Annotated in this window: 23 protein-coding genes; 22 read left to right on the forward strand and 1 reads right to left on the reverse strand. The window is 41.8% G+C overall.

All coding sequences use genetic code 11. The annotated features are described in order from the left end of the window. Positions 1 to 303 precede the first annotated feature (303 nt). Positions 304 to 489, reverse strand: coding sequence for a 2-hydroxymuconate tautomerase (locus ACJYYY_RS00885; RefSeq protein WP_035314435.1), 186 nt, complete (start codon positions 487 to 489; stop codon positions 304 to 306). 187 nt (positions 490 to 676) lie between these two features. On the opposite strand from ACJYYY_RS00885, the gene ACJYYY_RS00890 reads away from it, so the two are divergent. The 22 genes from ACJYYY_RS00890 to atpD all read left to right on the forward strand — a co-directional run bounded on the left by ACJYYY_RS00890 (position 677) and on the right by atpD (position 23060). Further along, positions 677 to 1135 (forward strand): DUF1934 domain-containing protein, encoded by a 459-nt coding sequence (locus ACJYYY_RS00890; protein ID WP_051456919.1) that lies wholly within the window; start codon positions 677 to 679, stop codon positions 1133 to 1135. Then, the gene (argS, locus tag ACJYYY_RS00895) at positions 1125 to 2801 is read left to right on the forward strand and encodes an arginine--tRNA ligase (RefSeq protein ID WP_408868998.1); all 1677 of its coding nucleotides are present in this window, start codon (positions 1125 to 1127) and stop codon (positions 2799 to 2801) included. Before ACJYYY_RS00890 ends, argS begins: the two co-directional genes overlap by 11 nt. Before the next feature lie 14 nt (positions 2802 to 2815). Next, on the forward strand, positions 2816 to 2962 hold the full coding sequence (locus ACJYYY_RS00900; RefSeq protein ID WP_156921157.1) for a hypothetical protein: 147 nt from the start codon (positions 2816 to 2818) through the stop codon (positions 2960 to 2962). 137 nt (positions 2963 to 3099) lie between these two features. Next, the gene (gene rpoE / locus ACJYYY_RS00905; RefSeq protein ID WP_035314431.1) at positions 3100 to 3606 is read left to right on the forward strand and encodes a DNA-directed RNA polymerase subunit delta; all 507 of its coding nucleotides are present in this window, start codon (positions 3100 to 3102) and stop codon (positions 3604 to 3606) included. 199 nt (positions 3607 to 3805) lie between these two features. After that, positions 3806 to 5404, forward strand: a complete 1599-nt coding sequence (locus tag ACJYYY_RS00910) for a CTP synthase (RefSeq protein ID WP_035314429.1) — start codon at positions 3806 to 3808, stop codon at positions 5402 to 5404. Between the two features lie 462 nt (positions 5405 to 5866). After that, positions 5867 to 7132 carry a UDP-N-acetylglucosamine 1-carboxyvinyltransferase gene (locus ACJYYY_RS00915; RefSeq protein ID WP_035314426.1) on the forward strand — a complete coding sequence of 422 codons (1266 nt, stop codon included), beginning with the start codon at positions 5867 to 5869 and terminating at the stop codon, positions 7130 to 7132. Positions 7133 to 7157: 25 nt separating this feature from the next. Continuing rightward, positions 7158 to 8417, forward strand: a complete 1260-nt coding sequence (rho, locus tag ACJYYY_RS00920; RefSeq protein ID WP_035314425.1) for a transcription termination factor Rho — start codon at positions 7158 to 7160, stop codon at positions 8415 to 8417. A gap of 146 nt (positions 8418 to 8563) precedes the next feature. Further along, entirely contained in the window at positions 8564 to 8809 is a 246-nt protein-coding gene (locus ACJYYY_RS00925) for a type B 50S ribosomal protein L31 (RefSeq protein WP_035314423.1), read from the forward strand. Between the two features lie 201 nt (positions 8810 to 9010). Then, on the forward strand, positions 9011 to 9604 hold the full coding sequence (locus tag ACJYYY_RS00930) for a thymidine kinase (RefSeq protein ID WP_035314422.1): 594 nt from the start codon (positions 9011 to 9013) through the stop codon (positions 9602 to 9604). After that, on the forward strand, positions 9604 to 10674 hold the full coding sequence (prfA, locus tag ACJYYY_RS00935) for a peptide chain release factor 1 (RefSeq protein WP_035314419.1): 1071 nt from the start codon (positions 9604 to 9606) through the stop codon (positions 10672 to 10674). The genes ACJYYY_RS00930 and prfA overlap by 1 nt, the downstream gene beginning before the upstream one ends. Further along, positions 10674 to 11522 carry a peptide chain release factor N(5)-glutamine methyltransferase gene (gene prmC, locus ACJYYY_RS00940; RefSeq protein ID WP_035314418.1) on the forward strand — a complete coding sequence of 283 codons (849 nt, stop codon included), beginning with the start codon at positions 10674 to 10676 and terminating at the stop codon, positions 11520 to 11522. The genes prfA and prmC overlap by 1 nt, the downstream gene beginning before the upstream one ends. A 483-nt stretch (positions 11523 to 12005) precedes the next feature. Beyond that, positions 12006 to 13037, forward strand: a complete 1032-nt coding sequence (locus ACJYYY_RS00945) for an L-threonylcarbamoyladenylate synthase (protein WP_035314416.1) — start codon at positions 12006 to 12008, stop codon at positions 13035 to 13037. 117 nt (positions 13038 to 13154) lie between these two features. Beyond that, complete coding sequence (glyA, locus tag ACJYYY_RS00950) at positions 13155 to 14396, forward strand: serine hydroxymethyltransferase (RefSeq protein WP_035314415.1); 1242 nt, start codon at positions 13155 to 13157, stop codon at positions 14394 to 14396. Between the two features lie 338 nt (positions 14397 to 14734). Then, positions 14735 to 15370, forward strand: a complete 636-nt coding sequence (gene upp, locus ACJYYY_RS00955; protein WP_035314413.1) for a uracil phosphoribosyltransferase — start codon at positions 14735 to 14737, stop codon at positions 15368 to 15370. Between the two features lie 13 nt (positions 15371 to 15383). Next, positions 15384 to 16529 carry a non-hydrolyzing UDP-N-acetylglucosamine 2-epimerase gene (gene wecB / locus ACJYYY_RS00960; protein WP_035314463.1) on the forward strand — a complete coding sequence of 382 codons (1146 nt, stop codon included), beginning with the start codon at positions 15384 to 15386 and terminating at the stop codon, positions 16527 to 16529. Between the two features lie 573 nt (positions 16530 to 17102). Beyond that, positions 17103 to 17825 (forward strand): F0F1 ATP synthase subunit A, encoded by a 723-nt coding sequence (atpB, locus tag ACJYYY_RS00965; protein WP_035314411.1) that lies wholly within the window; start codon positions 17103 to 17105, stop codon positions 17823 to 17825. Between the two features lie 45 nt (positions 17826 to 17870). Then, positions 17871 to 18089 carry a F0F1 ATP synthase subunit C gene (gene atpE / locus ACJYYY_RS00970; protein WP_035314409.1) on the forward strand — a complete coding sequence of 73 codons (219 nt, stop codon included), beginning with the start codon at positions 17871 to 17873 and terminating at the stop codon, positions 18087 to 18089. Between the two features lie 51 nt (positions 18090 to 18140). Further along, on the forward strand, positions 18141 to 18659 hold the full coding sequence (gene atpF / locus ACJYYY_RS00975) for a F0F1 ATP synthase subunit B (protein WP_035314407.1): 519 nt from the start codon (positions 18141 to 18143) through the stop codon (positions 18657 to 18659). Further along, entirely contained in the window at positions 18656 to 19198 is a 543-nt protein-coding gene (locus tag ACJYYY_RS00980) for a F0F1 ATP synthase subunit delta (protein WP_035314405.1), read from the forward strand. The genes atpF and ACJYYY_RS00980 overlap by 4 nt, the downstream gene beginning before the upstream one ends. Positions 19199 to 19220: 22 nt before the next feature. Further along, complete coding sequence (atpA, locus tag ACJYYY_RS00985; RefSeq protein ID WP_035314404.1) at positions 19221 to 20732, forward strand: F0F1 ATP synthase subunit alpha; 1512 nt, start codon at positions 19221 to 19223, stop codon at positions 20730 to 20732. A 34-nt stretch (positions 20733 to 20766) separates the two neighbouring features. Next, positions 20767 to 21630 (forward strand): F0F1 ATP synthase subunit gamma, encoded by an 864-nt coding sequence (locus tag ACJYYY_RS00990; RefSeq protein ID WP_035314402.1) that lies wholly within the window; start codon positions 20767 to 20769, stop codon positions 21628 to 21630. Positions 21631 to 21659: 29 nt separating this feature from the next. Next, positions 21660 to 23060 (forward strand): F0F1 ATP synthase subunit beta, encoded by a 1401-nt coding sequence (gene atpD, locus ACJYYY_RS00995; protein ID WP_408868999.1) that lies wholly within the window; start codon positions 21660 to 21662, stop codon positions 23058 to 23060. The last annotated feature ends 2 nt before the right edge of the window (positions 23061 to 23062 follow it).

The following is a 23062-nucleotide window of genomic DNA, read 5'->3' on the forward strand; positions in this document are numbered from 1 at the left end:
GAAAATAGCCGCTATCATTTCCCTTCCAAGTTGTTTGCTTCTATGCAGTTGCTTTCACTTTTAGTTATCCAGTTCAAGCAACCAGAAGCTGTCAACTTTCAGAAAAATGTCAGCGACGGAAAATAGCCGCTATCATTTCCCTTCCAAATTGTTTGCTTCTAAACGGTTGCTTTCACTTTTAGTTATCCAGTTCAAGCAACCAGAAGCTGTCAACTTTCAGAAAAATGTCAGCGACGGAAAATAGCCGCTATCATTTCCCTTCCAAGTTGTTCGCTTCTAAACGGTTGCTTTCACTTTTAGTACTTAACTATCGCTTTTTAAAACACCAGCAACTGCGTAATTTGTTTTCGACATTTCTTCGAGAATAATATGAATGTTTTCTTTTGGTGCATTAGCAGTGCGTGAAATTGCTTCAGTTACCTCTTTGACAAGTGCACTTTTTTGTTCATTTGTACGGCCTTCAATGAGTTTAATTGTTACGATGGGCATAGACATCCTCCTAATAACTTAAAGATAACTTAAATATACGCTAAAAAGGGCTGGAATTAAAGAGCAATGGCTTGAAAATGATGACAAGTTAATGACGAGAATCAATTTAAATTTGAATAAACAATCAAAAAGCGATTAAACTATGATAAAATGGCTTATGGTATTGTTTTTAGGAGGAGTCGATTACATGACAAATAAAAACAATGAAATGAAGCGACAGCCTGTTAAAATTAATCTTGTAACAGAGATTACGGGAGAACAGGAAGAAAAAGTCGCACAGTTCTTTGATGGTAGCGTCTATGAAGACGAAGAAAATTTATATCTTAGATACAATGAATATATCAATGGGAATGAAGTGCGCACAACGATTAAACTCGCTGCTGAACAAGCGTTAATTATTCGTCGTGGGGCCATCAATATGAATTTACCCATTATTCCAGAAACAACAGCTGTGGGAACGTATGAAACGAGCCAAGGCAAGATGCGGATGGTGACAAAACGTACGTTGATTCACCGCAAACAAGTCAGTGATCGTATTTATCAAATTGAGATACGTTATGAGTTATACAGTGAAGATGAGCAGTACCGAATGGGCGTCTTTAAGATGAAGTACAGAATTGAGGAGGAAGAAAAAAATGAGCATTAAGATTCAAAAAGAAAACGCAATCCGTCAAGGGATTGCAGATGCAGTCATTGCAGCAGGTCTAACTGATAGCGAAAATATGCCATCAATCGTGTTAGAAACACCGAAGGATAAATCACATGGTGACTTTTCAACGAACGTGGCGATGCAGTTAACACGAATTGCTAAAAAAGCACCGCGTGTCATTGCTGAAACAGTGATTGCTAACTTAGATACAGCAGCCCTAAGCATTGAAAAAGTTGAAATTGCCGGTCCTGGTTTTATTAACTTTACACTCGATAATGCGTATTTGACAGAAGTAGTATCACAGGTGTTAACTGAAAAAGCTGCTTACGGTAACAGTACGTTTGGCAAAAAAGAACGCGTCTTAATTGAGTTTGTTTCTGCGAATCCAACAGGAGACTTGCACTTAGGACATGGGCGCGGGGCAGCAATCGGTGATTCATTGGCGAATATTATGTCTAAAGTTGGGTTTGATGTGTCGCGTGAATATTACATTAATGATGCCGGTAATCAAATTAACAACCTCGTATTATCAGCTGAAGCACGTTACCATGAAGTGTTGAACATTGACTGGGAATTCCCAGAAGATGGTTACCGCGGTAAAGATATTTTAACGCTCGGTCAACAGTTGGCTGATAAGTACGGCGATTCACTTGTCGGTGAAGCTAAGACGGCAGAACGTCAAGCGACTTTCCGCCAAGAAGGGTTAGCGTATGAACTGGCTAAACTTAAAACCGATTTAAAAGATTTTCGTGTCAACTTTGACACTTGGTTCTCAGAACAAACATTGTATGATAACAATCAAGTGTTGCCAACACTTGATGTGATGAAGCAAAGTGGCCGTATTTTTGAAGAGGACGGTGCAACTTGGTTCCGTTCGACTGAATTTGGTGACGACAAAGACCGTGTACTCATTAAAACAGATGGCAGCTACACATACTTGTTCCCAGATATTGCCTATCATAAAAACAAATTTGACCGTGGCTTTGATACGTTAATTGATGTGTGGGGCGCGGATCATCATGGTTATATTGCACGTATGAATGGTGCCATTCAAGCTTTAGGTTATAATGCGGATCAGTTCGAAGTTCAAATCATTCAATTAGTACGCTTAATGAAGGGCGACGAAATTGTGAAGATGAGTAAACGGACTGGTAAATCAGTTACAATGCGTGATTTAGTGGAGATGGTTGGTCTTGATGCCGCTCGTTTTTACTTTGCGATGCGTTCAAGTGACACTCACCTTGACTTCGATTTAGAATTAGCAACTTCACAATCAAGTGAAAACCCTGTGTTTTATGTGCAATACGCGCATGCTCGGATTTGTCGGATGTTAGCGTCAGCGGTTGAAAAAGGAATTGCAGGCGGATACGAAGGCTATGATGCTTCATTATTAACGAATGAGAGTGAATTGGCAGTCTTGAAAATGTTAGGCGATTATCAAAGTGTATTAGAAGAAGCCGCTAAAAAACCTGCACCACAGCGTATTACGCGCTACTTACATGATTTAGCAAGCACCTTCCACCGTTTTTATAATAATTCACATGTGATTGATAGTGCCGACATTGCACAATCAAAAGCACGTTTAGCACTTTGTGACGCGGTTCGCATCACGTTAAACAATGCATTATCATTGATTGGGGTTTCTGCACCTGAAAAAATGTAATTGAGGTGATTAGGGTGAAAAAAGGCATCGTTTGGCTCGGTTTATTTATTACATTTAGCATTGCACTCTATTTTGTGTATGACAAAATGTTAGGATCAATACCTTTAATGCTACTCAGTGCCTTACTGTTTGTTTTGAGTTGGGAATTGTTGAAAAAATAGTGAAACTATAGTAGAATTGAATATATATTGTATAAAATAGACAAACTATGGTTTTTGCCCTAAAAATATCTCTCATAAACAGATATAACGTAGGTATAAAACAGTGATGGATGTAAATTTGAAAGGACGTGTCGATTTTGATCTTGAATCATTTGACTGACGAACAACGCAATGAAATGGCAATGATTGAGCTTGCTTTCCATATTTTGGATGAGAAAAAAGAAGTTATGCCGTTTAAAGAACTCGTTGCGGTAATGAAAGAATTTAAAGGTTTCAGCGATGCTGAATTGGAAGAACGCTTAGTGCAATTCTACACAGACTTAAACACAGCGGGCACGTTTATCTCATTAGGTCATAACACTTGGGGCTTACGTGATTGGTACCCACTTGATGCGATTGATGAAGAAGTACAAGAGTTAGCGAAGCCTAAAAAACGTCGTAAAAAAGCAGCAACGGCTGAAGCTGAGGTTGAAATCGAAGAAGAAGAAGATTTCGAAGAGAAAGAACCAGAACTCGGTGAAGAACCACTTGTTTTATCTGATAAAAATGCGGATGATGACGATATCGATGGCGATTTAAAAGATCATTTGCCAGACGGCATTGAAGGCGATTTAACAATCGTCGACGACAAAGAAGAAATTTAGTCGATGTTATCGCTTGACCTTTTTATGGTTATTCGGTAATATTCTCTATGGGCTCCTTACAGTTAATGTGAGGACAACTATACGAACGTACGAAAGTGCTCCCTTGCTTATTTTTGAAGCAAAGGGGCACTTTTTTTGTGTTTGAGGGGTATAGTATTTTAATAATAATCAGGAACAGTAATTAAAGGAGGAAATGCAGATGACGAAATATATTTTTGTAACAGGCGGTGTCGTTTCATCGATTGGTAAAGGCATTACAGCAGCATCATTAGGACGATTGTTAAAAAATAGAGGCTTGAGTGTGACGATTCAAAAATTCGATCCATACATTAACCTTGATCCGGGTACGATGAGTCCATATCAACATGGTGAAGTTTTTGTAACGGATGATGGGGCGGAGACGGATCTTGATTTGGGGCATTATGAACGGTTTATCGATATTAATCTGAATCAAAACAGTAACGTTACAACTGGCCGGATTTACTCAGAAGTATTGAAAAAAGAACGTCGTGGTGATTATTTAGGTGGAACAGTGCAAGTTATTCCCCACATTACGAATGAGATTAAAGCGCGCGTTTACCGTGCGAGTCGTTTAACGAAGGCAGATATTGTTATTACTGAAATTGGTGGGACTGTCGGTGATATCGAGTCGTTACCGTTTATCGAAGCGATTCGTCAAATTAAGACGGAGGTCGGGGCGGAAAACATCCTCTACTTACATACGACATTGATTCCTTACATTAAGGCGGCCGGTGAAATGAAAACGAAACCGACACAACATAGTGTAAAAGAGTTGCGTAGTTTAGGGATTCAACCAAATGTGATTGTGGTTCGTGCCGAACAACCGATTACGGAAGGAATGCGCGAGAAAATTGCGATGTTCTGTGACATCAAAAAAGAAGAGGTTATTGAATGTATCGATGCGCCAACGCTCTATGAAATTCCGTTAGCTTTACAACAACAAAAGTTAGATGATATCGTCTGTGAAAAATTAGCGATTACTGCACCGCCGGCAGACATGACTGATTGGGAAGCGTTAGCGCATAAAGTGAGACATTTAACCAAAGAGGTAAATATTGCCCTAGTTGGAAAATATGTTAGCCTCCAAGACGCCTACTTATCAGTGGCTGAAGCGATGCGTCATGCGGGCTATGCTCTTGATGCTAAAATTAACATTGACTGGGTACAAGCTGAGGACATTACCGCTGAAAATGTCGCTGCTAAGCTTGGCCACGCTGATGGTATTTTAGTGCCGGGTGGTTTTGGTGACCGTGGCATCGAAGGGAAAATTACAACGATTCAATATGCACGTGAACACAATATTCCGTTCTTTGGTATTTGCCTAGGAATGCAACTTGCTACGATTGAATATGCCCGACATGTTGTCGGGTTAGAGGGTGCAAATTCAGCTGAAATTGATGAAACAACACCGCATCCAATCATTGCCTTATTGCCTGATCAAACTGAAGGAGCCGATTTAGGTGGGACACTGCGTTTAGGTCTCTATCCATCAGTCTTGACACCTGGTACAAAAACAGCAGCTGCATATGGCGATGTAACCGAAGTGCAAGAACGTCACCGTCATCGTTATGAATTTAATAATGCGTACCGTGCCCAACTTGAAGCAGCGGGGATGATTTTCTCAGGTGTATCGCCTGACGGACGTTTAGTTGAAATTGTTGAACTCAAAGACCATAAATGGTTTGTGGCGGCTCAATTCCATCCGGAATTTATTTCACGACCAAACCGTCCGCAACCATTGTTTGCGAGCTTTATTGCGGCAGCCTTAGCACGTTAAGCTTCGTGCTGGTAACTGGGGATGGTTCGACTGTTTTTTTACATCTTGCAGTTGAAGGCGCTTGGAGTAGTATGAGAGGAAAAAGCTGTATAATTCGACTTTTTATAGGAGATGGTCAGACTGAAGCGTAATATGGTTCTAGCCTCTAGTCGCATCAGTTAACAGCACGTGAATTTCAAGCGCTTTGTTAGCGATGGAAAATAAGCACTCGCGTACAGATAATACTCGATTCCGAGAATGCACGCATTGATGGCCTGTAACAGCATTTCTATTCAGTCTCAAAGTGATAATCGCCATTGGCGCTTATCACTTTTTTTACAGTAGCTGTTTGGAAGGGACTAACTGATAGAATCAAAATACAAAAGCAGTGGGTAATGGTATACTTATAAAAGAATAGTATAGTGATACGTTTTAGTTTTTTGCCCAGCAGTAGCTAAATTTGCAAGTCGAAAAGGAGACGCTATGACTAAGGATGTATTTTCAATTCGCGGAGGTATTCCGCTTAAAGGTCAACTGACCATCGATGGTTCAAAAAACAGTGCGGTGGCTTTAATTCCGGCATTGATTTTAGGCGATGAGCCTGTCGTTTTAAAAGATGTGCCAAATATCGCTGATACAAAAACGTTATTTGCGATTTTAAGAGAACTCGGGGGTATCGTTACACAGTTGTCTGCGGGTGTTTTTGAGATTGACCCGCGCCCAATGGTCGCGATGCCTTTGCCTGAAGGGAATGTCAAGAAACTACGTGCTTCTTATTATTTAATGGGGGCGATGCTTGGTCGTTTTCATGAGGCGGTTGTCGGTTTGCCGGGGGGGTGTTATTTAGGGCCGCGCCCGATTGATCAACACGTTAAAGGGTTTGAAGCGCTCGGGGCGAGGGTCACAAACGAGCAAGGCGCCATTTATTTGCGAGCGGAACATCTAGAAGGTGCTCGTATCTATTTGGATACAGCAAGCGTTGGGGCAACGATTAACTTAATGCTAGCAGCTGTTAAGGCGGATGGTCAAACTGTGATTGAGAATGCTGCGATGGAACCGGAAATTGTTGATGTGGCCTCGTTGTTGAACCAGATGGGTGGACGCATTATTGGTGCGGGAACAAATCGTATTCGGATTATCGGAGTTCCCCGTCTCCATGGGTGCGAACATACTGTTATTCCCGATCGGATTGAAGCGGGTACTTATTTAATCATGGCTGCCGCAACGAATGGTGACGTCCGTCTTAACAATGTGATTGCAGAACATCTTGAGCCGGTGGTTGCAAAACTACGCGAAAGTGGTGTGCAGATTGAACGAGGCGAAGATTTCATTAGCGTTCATCCGCGAAAAGCTCCGTTAAAGGCGGTAGATATTCAAGCGATGGCTTATCCCGGTTTTCCGACGGATTTGCAACAACCCTTTTTAACTTTGCTAACACAGGTAGAAGGTACTGCGTTAGTGACCGATACGATTTATTCGGCCCGTTTTAAACAGGTTGATGAATTGAAACGGATGGGTGCGGTTATTAATGTGGAAGGTCGAACTGCGATTGTTCGCAGTTCGCAACGACTTTCAGGTGCCATTGTGACGGCATCTGATTTAAGAGCTGGTGCAGCGCTTGTAACAGCCGGATTGATGGCTGATGGTGTTACAGTAGTACAAGAAATTGCTCATATTGAACGAGGGTATGCACATATTGTTGAAAAATTGAGTGGTTTGGGTGCCGACATTGAGCGGATACCTTTTTGAAAATACTTATAAAGGTGTGAATTGAATGGCAGAGATGTCAATGAGTCAATTAGAACGACAAACGGTGAAGGAATTATATACATTGGCAAAGTCATTTGGCTTATCGAATGTTAGTAAGTTATCGAAACGTGAACTTATTTTAGAAATCATCAAAGTGAATGTTGAAAATGATGGCTTTGCCTTTATGGACGGTGTGTTAGACATTATTCCGAATGAAGGCTTTGGTTTTTTACGACCGATTAACTACGCGTCGAGTGCAGCGGATATTTATATTTCGGCCTCGCAAATAAGACGTTTTGAATTACGTAATGGTGATAAGGTTCAAGGGAAGGTCAGACCGCCGAAAGAATCGGAACGGTATGCAGGTTTACTTAAGGTTGTTGCCGTTAATGGTGAAAATCCTGACGAAGCGAAGAAACGACTGCATTTCCCAGTGTTGAAGGCGCTCTATCCCGACAAACACATGGTGCTTGAATCTGACCCAGGTGCAGTGTCGGCGCGAATGATTGATATGGTTGCTCCGATTGGCTTTGGGCAACGCGGCTTGATTGTCGCCCAACCAAAGGCAGGGAAAACGATGATGCTGAAGGCAATTGCAAATGCTATTAGTGTGAATCATCCGCAAGCCGAGTTAATCATGCTTTTAATTGATGAACGCCCCGAAGAAGTGACTGACATTGAACGGTCGGTTAATGCGGAAGTGGTGAGCTCGACTTTTGACGAATTGCCCGAAAATCACGTGCGGATTGCTGAATTAGTACTTGAACGTGCAAAGCGTTTAGTCGAACAAAAGAAAGATGTTATTATTTTAATGGATAGCATTACCCGACTTGCTCGGGCCTACAACTTAGTTGTTCCTCCTAGTGGTCGAACGCTATCTGGTGGGATTGATCCGGCAGCCTTTCATCGACCGAAGCGGTTCTTTGGAGCTGCGCGTAATATTGAAGAAGGTGGCAGTTTGACGATTATTGCCACTGCCTTAGTTGATACAGGTTCACGGATGGACGATATTATTTATGAGGAGTTCAAAGGAACGGGCAACATGGAACTTCATTTAGCGCGGCAATTAGCTGAACGGCGTATTTTTCCAGCGATTGATATTAAATCTTCAGGTACGAGACGTGAAGACTTATTATTACCGAAAGATAAGTTAGAACAGCTGTGGCAGTTGCGTAAGGCAATGCCGTTTCAAGGCGATAGCTTAGAATTAACGAATCGTTTTATTACATACATAAAGAAAACGAAAACAAATGAGGCTTTTTTTGAACGAATCAACAAAAAATAGCGAGGGTTCATCTTTGTTGATATGATTGTAGAAGTGAAACGTTTATTTGCAAATTTGACGTGCGCATAGTATAATCATATTATGTGCCAATTGGCCGTAAAATAACTCTGTTTCAGATGATTCAGGGCAAAGGAGTGAAAACAATCATGAAAAAAGGTATCCACCCAGCTTATAATAAAGTAGTATTTATGGATTCATCGACGGACTTCAAATTTTTAACTGGTTCTACTCGTACTTCAGATGAAACAATCGTATGGGAAGATGGTAACGAATACCCAGTAATTCGTGTTGAGATCAGTTCTGATTCTCACCCGTTCTACACAGGTAAACAAAAACATGCTGCTGCTGACGGACGTGTTGATCGATTCAACAAAAAATACGGCATCAAATAATTATCGTCTAAGTGATGATAAGGGCTTCTTGCATATAGCCTAATTAAGAACACCTCTTATGAAGGGAGCTACCTACATAAGGGGTGTTCTTTGTTTAGTTTAGTGGGGGAGCCAACAGTGCGTGATGAATAAGGGGTAGTTATCCGTTGCTATAGCTTGTATAATAAAGAACGAGAATAGATGACGTAAGGGGTCGAGAAGATGGCGCAATTATTTTTCAGATACGGTGCAATGAACAGTGGTAAAACAATTGAAATTTTGAAAGTGGCTCATAACTATGAAGAACAACATAAAAGAGTGTTGATTTTAACGTCGAGCGTGGATGATCGCGATGGAGTTGGTTACGTGTCGAGTCGTATTGGGATGAAACGTGAAGCGATAGCTGTGGGTGAAACGACCAATATTTATGACATTGTTAGCGCATTGGGTGAAAAAATATACTGTGTGCTTTTTGATGAAGCGCAATTCGTTACGAAACAACATGTCGAACAAATGGCACGCGTCGTCGATGAATTGAAAATTCCGGTCATGTGTTTCGGGCTGAAAAATGATTCGCGCAATGAATTATTTGAAGGCTCAAAATACTTGCTGGTTTACGCTGATAAAATCGAAGAAATTAAAACGATTTGTTGGTTTTGTGAAAAGAAAGCGATTATGAACTTACGTATCAGCGCCGATGGCCAACCGAATTACGGTGGCGAACAAATACACATTGCGGGTAATGAAAGTTATTATCCGGTGTGTCGACACTGTTACAAGTGTCCACCAATTGATAAAGAAGGAGCGATTAGCTAATGTACGATCGATTACAGATGGTAGAAGACCGTTATGAAGAATTGAATGAATTATTAAGTGATCCAGCCGTAACGAGCGATTCAAATAAATTACGTGATTATTCAAAAGAACAGGCATCACATGCCGAAACGGTACGTGTTTATCGCCGTTATAAAGAAGTGCAAGAACAATTAGCGGGTGCGAAAGACATGTTTAATGAAAAATTAGACGATGAAATGCGAGAGCTTGTGAAAATGGAAGTGGCTGAACTGGTTGAAGAAAATACCGAGCTAGAGCAAGCGCTCAAAATTCTCTTGTTACCAAAAGATCCAAATGATGATAAAAACGTTATTATTGAAATTCGCGGCGCAGCAGGTGGGGATGAAGCTGCTTTATTTGCAGGTGATCTTTTTAATATGTACGCGCGTTATGTAGAGAGCAACGGTTGGAAAATTGAAATCTTAGATTCAAACGAAACTGGTGTCGGTGGCTACAAAGAAGTATCTGCAATGATTACTGGGCAAGGGGCATACTCGCGTTTGAAATACGAGAACGGTGCGCACCGTGTACAACGTGTGCCTGAAACCGAATCTGGTGGTCGGATTCATACGTCGACAGCAACAGTAGCTGTGATGCCTGAAGCGGAAGAAGTCGATATTCAAATCGCTGATAATGATGTACGGATTGATATTTATCATGCAAGTGGTGCGGGTGGTCAGCATGTTAATAAAACAGCTTCGGCTGTTCGGTTAACGCACCTTCCGACGGGGATTGCTGTTGCGATGCAAGATGAACGGTCGCAATTGAAGAACCGTGAAAAAGCCTTTAAAGTATTACGGGCCCGTGTGTACGATAAGATTTCTTCTGAAATTCAAAGTGAAATTGATGAAACACGTAAGTCAGCGGTAGGGACAGGCGATCGTTCAGAACGGATTCGTACATATAACTTCCCGCAAAACCGTGTAACAGATCACCGGATCGGATTAACGATTCAAAAATTAGATCAAATTTTAACAGGTAAAATTGATGAGTTCATCGATGCGTTAATTTTAGAAGATCAAACGAGTAAACTTGAAAGCTTAATGAAATAATGACAGTTTTTGAATGGCTTCGCCAAGCAAAGCAACGGCTACAAGAGGCAGGGCTTGAACAGTCGATGGCCGACGTGCTACTGCGACAACTGTTGGACTGGACCAACACTGAGGTGATGATGAAGCGCGGTGTGGCATTGGTTCACGTCCAAATTGACGCATTAGAGCAAGCTTTATCCCGTGTATTAGACGGTGAACCGGTGCAGTACGTCACTGGTAGTGAGTGGTTTTATGGCCGTCGTTTTAAGGTGAGTCCAGCGGTGCTAATTCCCCGACCCGAAACAGAAGAACTTGTCCAGCTGGTGTTAGCTGAAATGGCAGCGATGCGTCTGGAGACAGTTGTTGATGTGGGTACCGGTAGTGGTGCAATCGCACTGAGCTTAAAAAGTGAGCGCCCGGATTTGTTGGTAACCGCAACGGATATATCCCCAGAAGCACTTGCGGTTGCGCGTATAAACGCAGCTGAACTTGCTGCTGAGGTAACCTTTTTAGAAGGGGACTTGTTACAGCCGCTAATTGATCAGCAACGAAAAGTGGCGGTGATTGTATCTAATCCACCGTATATTGCTGCTGCTGAAACAGCGGTGATGGATCAATCGGTCATCGCGTACGAGCCGCATTTGGCTTTGTTTGCTGCGGATGATGGGCTGGCGTTGTATGAACGGATGTTACAACAACTGCCATTGGTGTTATTGCCAGGTGGGATTGTGGCATTTGAAATCGGTTATCAGCAAGGTGAGGCATTAACTCGAATGGTGCATCGTTATTATCCGACAGCAACTGTAACGGTGTTAAAGGATTTAGCGGGACATGATCGGATGTTGCTAATTAAAGAAGTGTTAACATAAATGGACAGAAATGTTAGGGGAACTCCCCCTAACTTTTTGTTTTATTTGGAGAAATCCACAGGGTTATCCACAACCTAGGTATAACTGAACTAATAATGTTATTTATGATAAAGAGAGACCGTTTTCTTTGGTGGTTTTGAGCAGCTATTAATGGCTTCAAAGTTGGATATAATAGGTTCGTGGAGTTATACACAGTATTATCCACATGCAATTGACAACCGGCCGGAAGTTATCCACAGCCTGTGCATAAGCTGTGTGTATTGTAGGAGTTGTTTGTTAATTCACTGGAATGGTAATTGTTCGTTTTATATCTTTTTATAGTAGTTAAAAACAACTCCTGGAGTAGCTTTTAGTTACTAAACACGAACGATGTCAAGCGTATTAGTTTGGGGATGATGTTTTTTTGGTTAAAAAGACTTAAATTTAGTGACAAATGAAATAATCATCGTTAAAATAGAATGTAGACGAAGGGATGTATGAAAAATGGAGACAGTATTTTTAAAGGCGAGCACAGCGGCGGTTGCGACAGCGGCGCAAACGCTGCAAGCGGGAGAGTTGGTCGCTTTTCCGACCGAAACAGTCTACGGGCTTGGTGGTGATGCGACGCAATCACGCAGTGTGAAAAAAATATATAAAGCTAAGGGTCGTCCATCAGATAATCCACTGATTGTTCATATTGCTGAACGTCATCAGTTAGATGCATTTGTAACGACAGTATCGGACCAAGTGGAACAATTGATGGAGTCGTTTTGGCCCGGGCCGTTGACCTTGCTGATGCCGGTAAAAGATGGGGCGTTAGCACCGGAAGTAACGGCGGGACTAGCGACTGTGGCGGTGCGAATGCCTTCACATCCATTAGCTCTAGCTTTGTTAAAAGAAACAGGATTGCCGATTGCTGCTCCGAGTGCTAATACATCAGGAAAACCTTCGCCCACAAAGGCACGCCATGTTCAAGAGGATTTAAATGGTCGCATCGCTTGTATTTTAGATGGTGGTAGCACGGGTGTCGGTGTTGAATCGACGGTGGTAGACTGCACGGGTGAAAAACCGGTGATTTTACGACCAGGTGGTGTGACAAAAGAGGCGTTAGAAGCGGTTATTGGACCGGTATTAACCGATGCCGGTTTGAAAAATGCCACTGAGAAACCGAAGGCACCAGGTATGAAGTATACGCATTATGCGCCACAAGCACCTGTTTATCTGGTCGATGGGACGTCTGCTTATTTTCAAGCGTGTATCGATCTCTTTCGACTTGAAGGCGAGGTAGTTGGTGTCTTAGCAACAGATGAAACATTAGCGGAGCTTAAAGGTGATGTCCATATTTCAACTGGTCAAGCCACTGATTTAGAGAGCGTCGCAGCCCATCTCTATGATGGTTTACGTGCGTTTAATCATCATGAAGAAGTGACCGTTATTCTAGCAGAGGTATATGATGAAGCTGGCATTGGTCAGGCGGTCATGAATCGTCTCGAAAAAGCGGCAGGGCATCGTTATTTACGGGCCAGCGCACGCTGATAAAAAGTAAACCAAGCTCATCAGGTGAGTGTCTCATGTTCTCGCCGCGCTGATGTCTTGTTACTATAGTAGTCAATAAACGCTCATTGGGCGTAATCCTAAGGAGGAACACATTACATGTCATTTTTATCACAAACTGATCCAGCTGTTTTTGAAGGGATTCAACACGAGCAAGAACGTCAACGCGCAAAGATTGAGCTAATTGCTTCAGAAAACTTTGTTAGTCCTGCGGTGATGGAAGCGCAGGGATCTGTCTTAACGAATAAATATGCCGAAGGTTATCCAGGTCGCCGTTTTTATGGTGGTTGTGAACATGTTGATGTTGTTGAAGATATTGCACGTGATCGTGCGAAACAATTGTTTGGCGCTGAGCATGCTAATGTACAGCCCCATTCAGGCGCTCAAGCGAATATGACTGTTTATTTTGCTGTTTTAGAACCGGGTGATACCGTTTTGGGGATGAATTTGGCGCATGGTGGACATTTAACACACGGTAGTCCGGTAAACTTTAGTGGGAAATACTACAATATTGCTGCCTATGGTGTTGATCCAGAAACAAAGGAAATCGATTATAATGATGTGCGTGAAAAAGCGCTTGAGAATAAACCGAAATTAATTATTGCTGGTGCAAGTGCGTATCCGCGTGCGATTGATTTTAAAAAGTTCCGTGAAATTGCTGATGAAGTCGGGGCGTATTTGCTAGTTGATATGGCACATATCGCTGGTCTTGTTGCAGCAGGAGAACATGAGAATCCAGTGCCTTATGCTGATTTTGTAACGTCTACAACACATAAAACATTGCGTGGGCCGCGTGGTGGTTTGATTTTATGTAAGGAAGAACATGCGAAGTTAGTTGATAAAACCTTGTTCCCTGGTGTGCAAGGGGGGCCGTTGATGCATGTGATTGCAGCGAAGGCAGTTGCCTTTGGTGAAGCGTTACAACCGGCGTTTAAAGCGTATGCTAAACAAGTAATCATTAATGCAAAAGCATTAGGTCGAGCGATTGCTGATGCGGGCGGTGAAATTTTAACAGGTGGTACCGATAACCATCTCCTATTAGTCGATACCCGTTCGTTTAATTTAACAGGAAAAGTCGCAGAACGAATTTTAGATGAGGTTGGTATTACGACGAATAAAAACTCGATCCCGTTTGATCCGGCGAGTCCGTTCATCACGAGCGGTATTCGGTTAGGGTCAGCTGCAATTACCTCGCGAGGCTTTGATGAACAGGCATCATACCAAGTGGGGCAATTGATTGCTAAAGTATTGTTGAATCCTGAAGATGAAGCTGTGCATGCTGAAGTTGCGGCGGCAGTAGCTGAATTGAACAAGACGTTTCCGTTGTACGAGAACGCCTAAAAGTGATAGACCGTTTTAGCAGGGAATACATTGGAAGGCGAAGAGTCTGACTAGTTGCTTTCGCGGTCGTTTAGTTTCAGTCTTATCATCTTGTAGCCAAAGTCGCTTGCATTAACGTTCAAAGTAAAAGTAGTTTAATGCGACTTTTGTTACAATCTGACAGTGAATCCGTGAAGGATTCACTGTTTTTTTGCTTAAAACCGTTCGCTAACAAAGCTGATTATCGTGGTGGTAGGAGCAGGGAAGGGGAGTCGCTAAAATAGTAATTTTATTAGACAAATGCGACTATTCTCTATACAATAGAAAAGAAGATTATTAGACGAACGGAGGAAATGACAATGGGTAAAGGTAAAGTAACGGTGATGGATCATCCATTAATTCAACACAAATTAACGATTATTCGTGACAAGGCAACGGGGACTAAAGTATTTCGGGAGGTTGCGGATGAAATCGCGATGCTAATGGCGTACGAGATTACACGTGATTTAGAGTTGGAAGATACAATGGTAGAAACACCAGTTGTAACGGCAAAAGCAAAAACGTTAACAGGTAAAAAATTAGGTGTCGTACCAATTTTACGTGCTGGTTTAGGAATGGTTGAAGGTGTTGTTAAATTAATTCCAGCGGCCAAAGTCGGTCACATCGGTATGTATCGTGATGAAAAAACGTTTGAACCAGTTGAGTATTTTATTAAAATGCCGTCTGATATTAATGAACGTACATTAATCGTTGTTGATCCAATGTTAGCGACAGGTGGTTCTGCCATCTTAGCGATTGATGCCCTTAAAAAGCGTGGCGCAACTAACATTAAATTTATGTGTATGGTAGCAGCTCCTGAAGGTGTGAAAGCTTTAACAGATAAACACCCTGATGTTGATGTCTTTATCGCGGCTTTAGATGAAGGTTTAAATGAAGATGGTTATATCGTCCCTGGTTTAGGTGACGCCGGTGACCGTTTATTCGGAACGAAGTAAGATGACAAATCAGGTGAAGAAACTCAAGGTCATGACAATTTTTGGAACGCGTCCAGAAGCGATTAAAATGGCTCCTGTAATTGCGGCCTTAAAGACGTGCGACGAGATTGAAACGGTTGTCGCTGTCACAGCGCAACACCGTCAAATGTTAGATCAAGTACTGACGATTTTTGATATTCACCCGCAGTATGATTTGGATATAATGCAAACAAATCAAACGCTCAGCGGTATTACGAGCCGTGCGTTGAGAGGTCTCGAAGAAGTCATTATGCAAGAATGTCCTGATATCATCTTAGTCCATGGTGATACAACAACCACTTTTGCAGCAGCCTTGGCAGCCTTCTATCAAAAAGTGAAGGTGGGTCATGTGGAAGCGGGCCTGCGTACATATGATAAATACTCGCCGTATCCAGAAGAGATGAACCGCCAAATGACCTCGTCATTAACGGATATCCATTTTGCGCCGACAGTAGCTGCGCGCCGAAATTTAGAAAAGGAAAACATACCGGCAGCAGCGATCTATGTGACGGGCAACACGGTAATTGATGCATTAGCGACAACGGTCGCGACCGATTATCAACATGAAGTGCTCGAGCAAATTGCGGAGGCGCCGTATCTTTTATTGACGGCTCATCGTCGTGAAAACCTCGGAGAGCCGATGCGAGCTATCTTTGCGGCGGTACGTGATATTTTGGTGGCGCGTCCGGATGTACATGTTGTGTTTCCGGTGCACTTGAATCCTACTATTGTTGAGGCAGCGCAAACGGCCTTTGGTGCTAATGAGCGTGTGCACTTAATTAAGCCACTCGATGTGTTTGATTTTCATAATATCGCGGCCCGTTCACAACTGATTATGACCGATTCTGGTGGGGTGCAAGAAGAGGCGCCGAGTTTGAATGTGCCTGTGCTCGTGTTGCGTGATACAACGGAGCGACCAGAAGGGATTGCGGCGGGAACATTGAAACTCGTCGGTACCGATCGAGGGTTGATTCGAGCTGAAGCGCTACGGTTGCTGAATAGTGAGGCGGCACATGCAGCGATGGCAAATGTTGCCAATCCTTATGGTGATGGTGCGTCGGCACAACGAATTGTGGCGATTATCCGTTATGCCTTTGGTTTAACAACGGAACGACCAAATGATTTTGTAAGTGGAAAGTAACGAAAACGACGATGTCTGACAAAGAGAAAGCTGTTTGTTAGGCGTCGTTTTTTTAGCGAAAAACCAGTGGTTTATTTGTCATAAATGAGCGCTAAATGCATTTTAAAGATAGAATGTTACCATTACGTTAAACTTTGCGGGATTCCTTGTTATATCGTGTTTAATTATGCTAGTATTACACAAGTAAACTGTCGTAATGAGCGACCCTTTGACAAAATAATGAACAAGCGAACACTTTATGAACAAATTGTGAAAACTTGCAATTGTGGCTGAATTGTGGCAAAGGTGTTATTGACAGAAACGCTCGGTTATTGTAAGCTGATAACATGGGAATTGTAACGCTTTCAACTGATTACAAGGGGATGTGTACGAGATATTGTATGTGTCTGAGGTAGCTGTTGAGGCTAATCAACAACATATGACACTATATTTCCACATGCTTGTTCTCGTGAATTTCTCAGGTAACAGGCATTTTTTGTGTGTAGAAGAAGTGTGATAATACAGTCCCACTTGATTGAGAAAAACACGAACAAGTTAGCTGATTGCAATAATTTAGAGGGGGTGAAAAAGAACATGGAACACGAACAACCCATATATTGGCTGGGTGACACGGGCATAGGATTCAACTTAGCGAACATCTTACCGATGGCAGCAACGTTTATTATTGTGCTGTTAATCGCCATTTTATGCACGAGAAACTTGAAATTAAAGCCAACAGGTAAACAAAACTTTATTGAATGGATTATGGATTTTGTCAAAAATATAATCAAGAGCAATATGGATTGGACAACTGGTGGACGCTTTCATGTGTTAGGAATTACACTCCTATTATATGTGTTTGTAGCGAACATGCTTGGATTATTTGTGAACATAACAATTGATGGCACGCAGTGGTGGAAATCACCAACAGCAGATCCATTAATTACGTTAACGTTAGCAGTAATGGTGGTTGGTTTAACCCATTTATATGGTGTGAAACATCACGGCATGGGCAAGTATTTAAAAAACACATATGCAACGCCATATGTATTCTTATTGCCATTCAAACTGGTAGAGGAATTTTCAAATACGCTAACATTAGGTTTACGGCTATATGGTAACATTTATGCCGGTGAAGTTCTACTGACATTAATCGCAACGCAATTGTCGCATATGAACACGGGTGTTTACATTCTGTCATATATCCCGTCAGTTGTTTGGCAAGGATTCTCCGTCTTTATCGGATCGATTCAAGCCTTTATTTTCACGATGTTGACCATGGTATACATGGCACATAAAGTAAATGACGAACATTAGGCAATAACAAAAAATTTGCAACATAAAATGAGGAGGAAATTTATTATGAGTTTAGGAGTAATCGCAGCAGCAATCGCAGTAGGTTTAGGAGCTTTAGGAGCAGGTATCGGTAACGGTTTAATCGTTTCGAAAACAGTTGAAGGTATTGCAAGACAACCAGAGGCACGTGGTGCTTTACAAACAGTTATGTTCATCGGTATCGCAATGGTAGAAGCTATTCCAATCATCGCAGTTGTTATCGCGTTCATGGTTCTTAACAAATAGTTTGAGAGAACACTTAAGTACTAATTAGTAATTGAAAGGAGTGGACTGCTCGTGTTAGGAACACAATTAACAATTGGGTCAACACCCGGCGTAATGTGGGGAGATATGATCTTCCTTATCGTCAGTTTCGTAATCTTACTTGTTTTGATTCGAATCTTCGCTTGGAAACCATTAATGGATATGATGAAAAAACGTGAAGATCATATTGCAACGGAAATTAATAACGCGGAAACATCACGTGTTGAATCAGCGGCTTTACTTGAAGAACAACGTAAAGTACTGAAAGATGCTCGTATTGAAGCGCATGAATTAATTGAAAGTGCAAAAGGTCAAGGCGCACAAGAACGTGAAAAAATTGTGGCTGCTGCTAAAGTTGAAGCAACACGCTTATACAACGAGGCAAAAGCTGACATCAATAGCGAAAAAGAAAAAGCTGTTACTGAAGTTCGTGAACAAGTTGCAAGTCTTTCAGTATTAATCGCTGCTAAAGTGATTGAGAAAAACTTGAATGAAGCGGATCAAAGTGATTTAATCGCAGGCTACATTGATGGGTTAGGAGATAACAAATGAGCATAAATATTGGGATTGCTAACCGTTACAGTACGGCACTTTTGGAAGTCGCGAAAGAGCGTGGAAACGTTCAAGAATTGGCAACTGAATTAGCAGAAATCAAGGGCATCCTTGAGCAAAACCCTGAATTCGTGTCATTATTAGCATCACCTGTCGTATCAAACACTACGAAAAAAGAGGCTGTCAAAGCAGCGTTCGCAACAGCGGATCAAGCGATTTCAAACTTGTTTTACGTATTGATTGATAACAAACGTGCGGGCTTAATGCTAACAATTATCGACCATTATCTTTCGAGCGTGCATGCCTTTTTAAACATTGGCGAAGCGGATGTTTATTCAGTTGTCGCTTTATCGGCAGCAGAAGAAGCGAAATTGGCTGCAGCGTTTGCGAAATTTACAAATAACAAAGAAATGATCTTACGTAAGCACATTGATGCTTCACTTATCGGCGGCGTAAAAGTTGTGATGGGTAGTGTTGTGTATGATGGCAGTTTACGTGCAAAATTAAATGGTTTAGCACATCAAATTAAGATGTCATAATAGCCGTGAGAGGTGAGACTAAATGAGCATTAATGCTGAAGAAATTAGCACGATAATCAAGAAACAAATTTCGAATTATCAAGCAGACATGAACGTAACAGAAGTGGGTACGGTTACTTATATCGGTGATGGTATTGCACGTGCACATGGTCTTGATAACGCAATGGCCGGAGAATTACTTGAATTCTCTAACGGCACAATGGGTATGGCCCAAAACTTAGACGAAAATGATGTCGGTATTATCATTCTTGGACCTTACACTGATATTTCTGAAGGCGACGAAGTTCGTCGGACAGGACGTATCATGGAAGTACCAGTTGGTGAAGCATTATTAGGTCGTGTTGTTAACCCATTAGGTATTCCAATTGATGGTTTAGGCGAAATTAAAACAACTAAAACACGCCCTGTTGAATTCCCAGCACCTGGTGTTATGGATCGTAAAAGTGTGTTTGAACCATTCCAAACAGGTATTAAAGCGATTGATGCCCTTGTTCCTATTGGCCGTGGTCAACGTGAGTTAATCATTGGTGACCGTCAAACAGGTAAAACATCATTAGCAATTGATGCCATCATCAACCAAAAAGGTCAAGATATGATCTGTGTGTACGTAGCTATCGGACAAAAAGAATCAACTGTTCGTGGTGTTGTTGAAACATTACGTAAACACGGTGCGCTTGATTACACAATTGTTGTATCAGCAAGTGCTTCTTTACCAGCACCATTATTATACTTAGCACCATATGCAGGTGTAGCAATGGGTGAAGAATTCATGTACAACGGCAAGCATGTTTTAGCTGTTTATGATGATTTATCGAAACAAGCGGCAGCTTACCGTGAACTGTCATTACTGCTTAAACGTCCGCCAGGTCGTGAAGCGTATCCCGGAGATGTTTTCTACTTACACTCGCGTTTATTAGAACGTGCAGCTAAGTTAAGTGACGCACTCGGTGGTGGTTCGTTAACAGCATTGCCATTCGTTGAAACACAAGCAGGCGATATTTCTGCATACATTCCAACGAACGTTATTTCAATCACAGATGGTCAAATTTTCCTTGAATCAAACTACTTCAACGCTGGTATTCGTCCAGCGATTAACGCGGGTCTTTCAGTATCACGTGTTGGTGGTGCGGCTCAAATTAAAGCAATGAAAAAAGTGGCTGGTACGCTTCGTCTTGACTTAGCATCATACCGTGAGCTTGAAGCCTTTGCACAATTTGGCTCTGATTTAGATGAACAAACACAATCAAAACTTGAACGTGGTAAACGGACAGTTGAACTTCTTAAACAAGGGTTAAACCAACCGTTAGCTGTTGAAAAACAAGTTGTAAGTCTTTTCTCATTAACACGTGGTCTATTAGACGATGTGCCGGTTAAAGACATTATGCGTTTTGAAGGCGAACTACTTTCTTACATTGGTAACAAACATCAAGCCTTATTTGACACAATCGTTGAAACTAAAGGATTGCCAAATGAAGATGACTTGAAAGCAGCAATTAAAGAATTTAAAGCAACATTTATTGCATCCGAAGCATAAACGGCGCAGTAAAATGAAAAGGTGGTGAAATGTTTTGGCTTCTTTACTTACGATCAAACAACGTATTTCTTCGACTAAGAAGACAAGTCAGATTACGAGTGCGATGAAAATGGTCTCGGCGTCTAAACTTGGTAAAGCTGAACGTAATGCCCGCAATTACGAGCCTTATGCCAATAAGATTCGTAACATTGTCGCGCATCTTGCGTCAAACAATTCAGCAAGCGATCCGATGCTTGAAAACCGCCCAGTTCATAAAGTAGGTTATATTGTTTTAACCGCAGACAGTGGATTGGCAGGTGCCTATAGTAGCAATGTCATTAAAACGGCTGTTAAATTAATTAAGGAACGTCATAATAACAATGCAGATGAGTACGAAATCATCACATTGGGGAATATGGGCTATAATTTCTTTAAAAACAACGGTTATAATGTTGCGTTACAAATTACAGGTATTTCGGATCACCCGAGTTTCAATGAAATTCAAGCGATTGCGAATGATACAATCCAATTATTCGTTAGTGGCAAAATTGATGAGTTACACATGGTGTATAACCACCACGTGAACCCAATCACCAATGAACAACGTGTGGTGCAATTGTTACCAGTTGTTTCTGTTGAAGCAACTGCAACTGACGCATTAAGCGCGTATGAATTTGAACCATCAGAAGAAGCGGTGTTACGTGCGATTCTTCCACAATATATCGAAAGTTTAATCTTTGGCTCTATTTTAGATGCCAAAGCAGCAGAACATGCGGCCCGGATGACGGCAATGTCGAGTGCGACCGATAACGCGCAAGAAGTTATTGGCGACTTAACATTACAATATAACCGTGCACGTCAAGCTGCAATTACGCAAGAAATCACTGAAATCGTTGGCGGAGCTGCCGCTTTAGAATAACGATTGGAACGAAACAAGGAGGAGAAAACATGACTGTAGGACATGTAACTCAGGTAATGGGACCCGTTGTAGACGTGCGTTTCCCTGAAGGTAACTTACCTAAGATTAATAGTGCGCTTCGCATTAAAACTGCGACATCTTCAATTACACTTGAAGTAGCGATTCAACTTGGCGATAACGCTGTACGTACAATTGCAATGTCATCAACTGATGGCTTACAACGTAACGCAGAAGTTGAAGATACTGGTTCACCAATTTCGGTACCAGTAGGTAGTATCACATTAGGTCGTGTATTCAACGTATTAGGCGAAAACATCGATTTAGCAGAACCAGTGCCAGCGGAAGCGAAACGCATGCCGATTCACCGTGAAGCACCAACGTTCGAAGAATTATCAACTCAAACTGAAATTCTTGAAACAGGGATTAAAGTTGTCGATTTATTAGCACCTTACGTTAAAGGTGGTAAAATTGGTTTGTTCGGTGGTGCCGGTGTTGGTAAAACCGTTTTAATCCAAGAATTGATTCACAACATCGCTCAAGAACACGGTGGTATTTCGGTATTCGCTGGTGTTGGTGAACGTACGCGTGAAGGTAACGATTTATTCTTCGAAATGACTGACTCAGGCGTTATTGCTAAAACAGCAATGGTGTTTGGTCAAATGAATGAGCCACCTGGTGCGCGTATGCGTGTTGCCTTAACTGGTTTAACAATTGCGGAATACTTCCGTGATGAAGAAGGCCAAGATGTGTTGTTATTCATCGATAACATCTTCCGCTTTACTCAAGCTGGTTCTGAAGTATCTGCCCTCTTAGGACGTATGCCTTCAGCAGTTGGTTACCAACCAACATTAGCAACAGAAATGGGACGTTTACAAGAACGTATCACTTCAACTAAAAAAGGTTCTGTTACATCAATCCAAGCGATTTACGTGCCAGCCGATGATTATACTGACCCGGCTCCAGCAACAACTTTCGCCCATCTTGATGCAACAACTAACTTGGAACGTAAATTAACTGAGCAAGGTATTTATCCTGCGGTTGATCCGTTAGCGTCTTCTTCTCGTGCACTTAGCCCTGGTATTGTTGGCGAAGAACATTATGAAGTAGCAACACAAGTGCAACAAGTCTTACAACGTTATAAAGAATTACAAGATATCATCGCAATCTTAGGGATGGATGAAATTTCTGATGAAGAAAAACTCATCGTTAACCGTGCGCGTCGTATCCAATTCTTCTTATCACAAAACTTCCACGTTGCTGAACAATTTACGGGCCAAAAAGGGTCGTACGTACCAGTAGCTGAAACAATTAAAGGCTTTAAAGAAATTTTAGCGGGTAAATATGATCATGTTCCTGAAGATGCATTCCGTCTTCTTGGTGGCATTGCTGATGTTATCGCTAAAGCGAAAGAAATGGGTGTTGAAGTTTAGAA

The organism is Brochothrix campestris, from assembly GCF_046058945.1.
Classification (GTDB): Bacteria; Bacillota; Bacilli; order Lactobacillales; family Listeriaceae; genus Brochothrix; species Brochothrix campestris.

Excerpts from the sequence above, each read along its gene's own strand:
- ACJYYY_RS00980 (WP_035314405.1), top strand. The coding sequence starts at position 18,656 with ATGAGCATAAATATTGGGATTGCTAACCGTTACAGTACGGCACTTTTG.
- atpA (WP_035314404.1), top strand. The coding sequence starts at position 19,221 with ATGAGCATTAATGCTGAAGAAATTAGCACGATAATCAAGAAACAAATT.
- ACJYYY_RS00890 (WP_051456919.1), top strand. The coding sequence starts at position 677 with ATGACAAATAAAAACAATGAAATGAAGCGACAGCCTGTTAAAATTAAT.
- atpB (WP_035314411.1), top strand. The coding sequence starts at position 17,103 with ATGGAACACGAACAACCCATATATTGGCTGGGTGACACGGGCATAGGA.
- glyA (WP_035314415.1), top strand. The coding sequence starts at position 13,155 with ATGTCATTTTTATCACAAACTGATCCAGCTGTTTTTGAAGGGATTCAA.
- upp (WP_035314413.1), top strand. The coding sequence starts at position 14,735 with ATGGGTAAAGGTAAAGTAACGGTGATGGATCATCCATTAATTCAACAC.
- argS (WP_408868998.1), top strand. The coding sequence starts at position 1,125 with ATGAGCATTAAGATTCAAAAAGAAAACGCAATCCGTCAAGGGATTGCA.
- atpE (WP_035314409.1), top strand. The coding sequence starts at position 17,871 with ATGAGTTTAGGAGTAATCGCAGCAGCAATCGCAGTAGGTTTAGGAGCT.
- ACJYYY_RS00915 (WP_035314426.1), top strand. The coding sequence starts at position 5,867 with ATGACTAAGGATGTATTTTCAATTCGCGGAGGTATTCCGCTTAAAGGT.
- rho (WP_035314425.1), top strand. The coding sequence starts at position 7,158 with ATGGCAGAGATGTCAATGAGTCAATTAGAACGACAAACGGTGAAGGAA.
- atpD (WP_408868999.1), top strand. The coding sequence starts at position 21,660 with ATGACTGTAGGACATGTAACTCAGGTAATGGGACCCGTTGTAGACGTG.
- prmC (WP_035314418.1), top strand. The coding sequence starts at position 10,674 with ATGACAGTTTTTGAATGGCTTCGCCAAGCAAAGCAACGGCTACAAGAG.
- ACJYYY_RS00930 (WP_035314422.1), top strand. The coding sequence starts at position 9,011 with ATGGCGCAATTATTTTTCAGATACGGTGCAATGAACAGTGGTAAAACA.
- ACJYYY_RS00910 (WP_035314429.1), top strand. The coding sequence starts at position 3,806 with ATGACGAAATATATTTTTGTAACAGGCGGTGTCGTTTCATCGATTGGT.
- ACJYYY_RS00945 (WP_035314416.1), top strand. The coding sequence starts at position 12,006 with ATGGAGACAGTATTTTTAAAGGCGAGCACAGCGGCGGTTGCGACAGCG.
- ACJYYY_RS00885 (WP_035314435.1), bottom strand. The coding sequence starts at position 489 with ATGCCCATCGTAACAATTAAACTCATTGAAGGCCGTACAAATGAACAA.
- prfA (WP_035314419.1), top strand. The coding sequence starts at position 9,604 with ATGTACGATCGATTACAGATGGTAGAAGACCGTTATGAAGAATTGAAT.
- ACJYYY_RS00925 (WP_035314423.1), top strand. The coding sequence starts at position 8,564 with ATGAAAAAAGGTATCCACCCAGCTTATAATAAAGTAGTATTTATGGAT.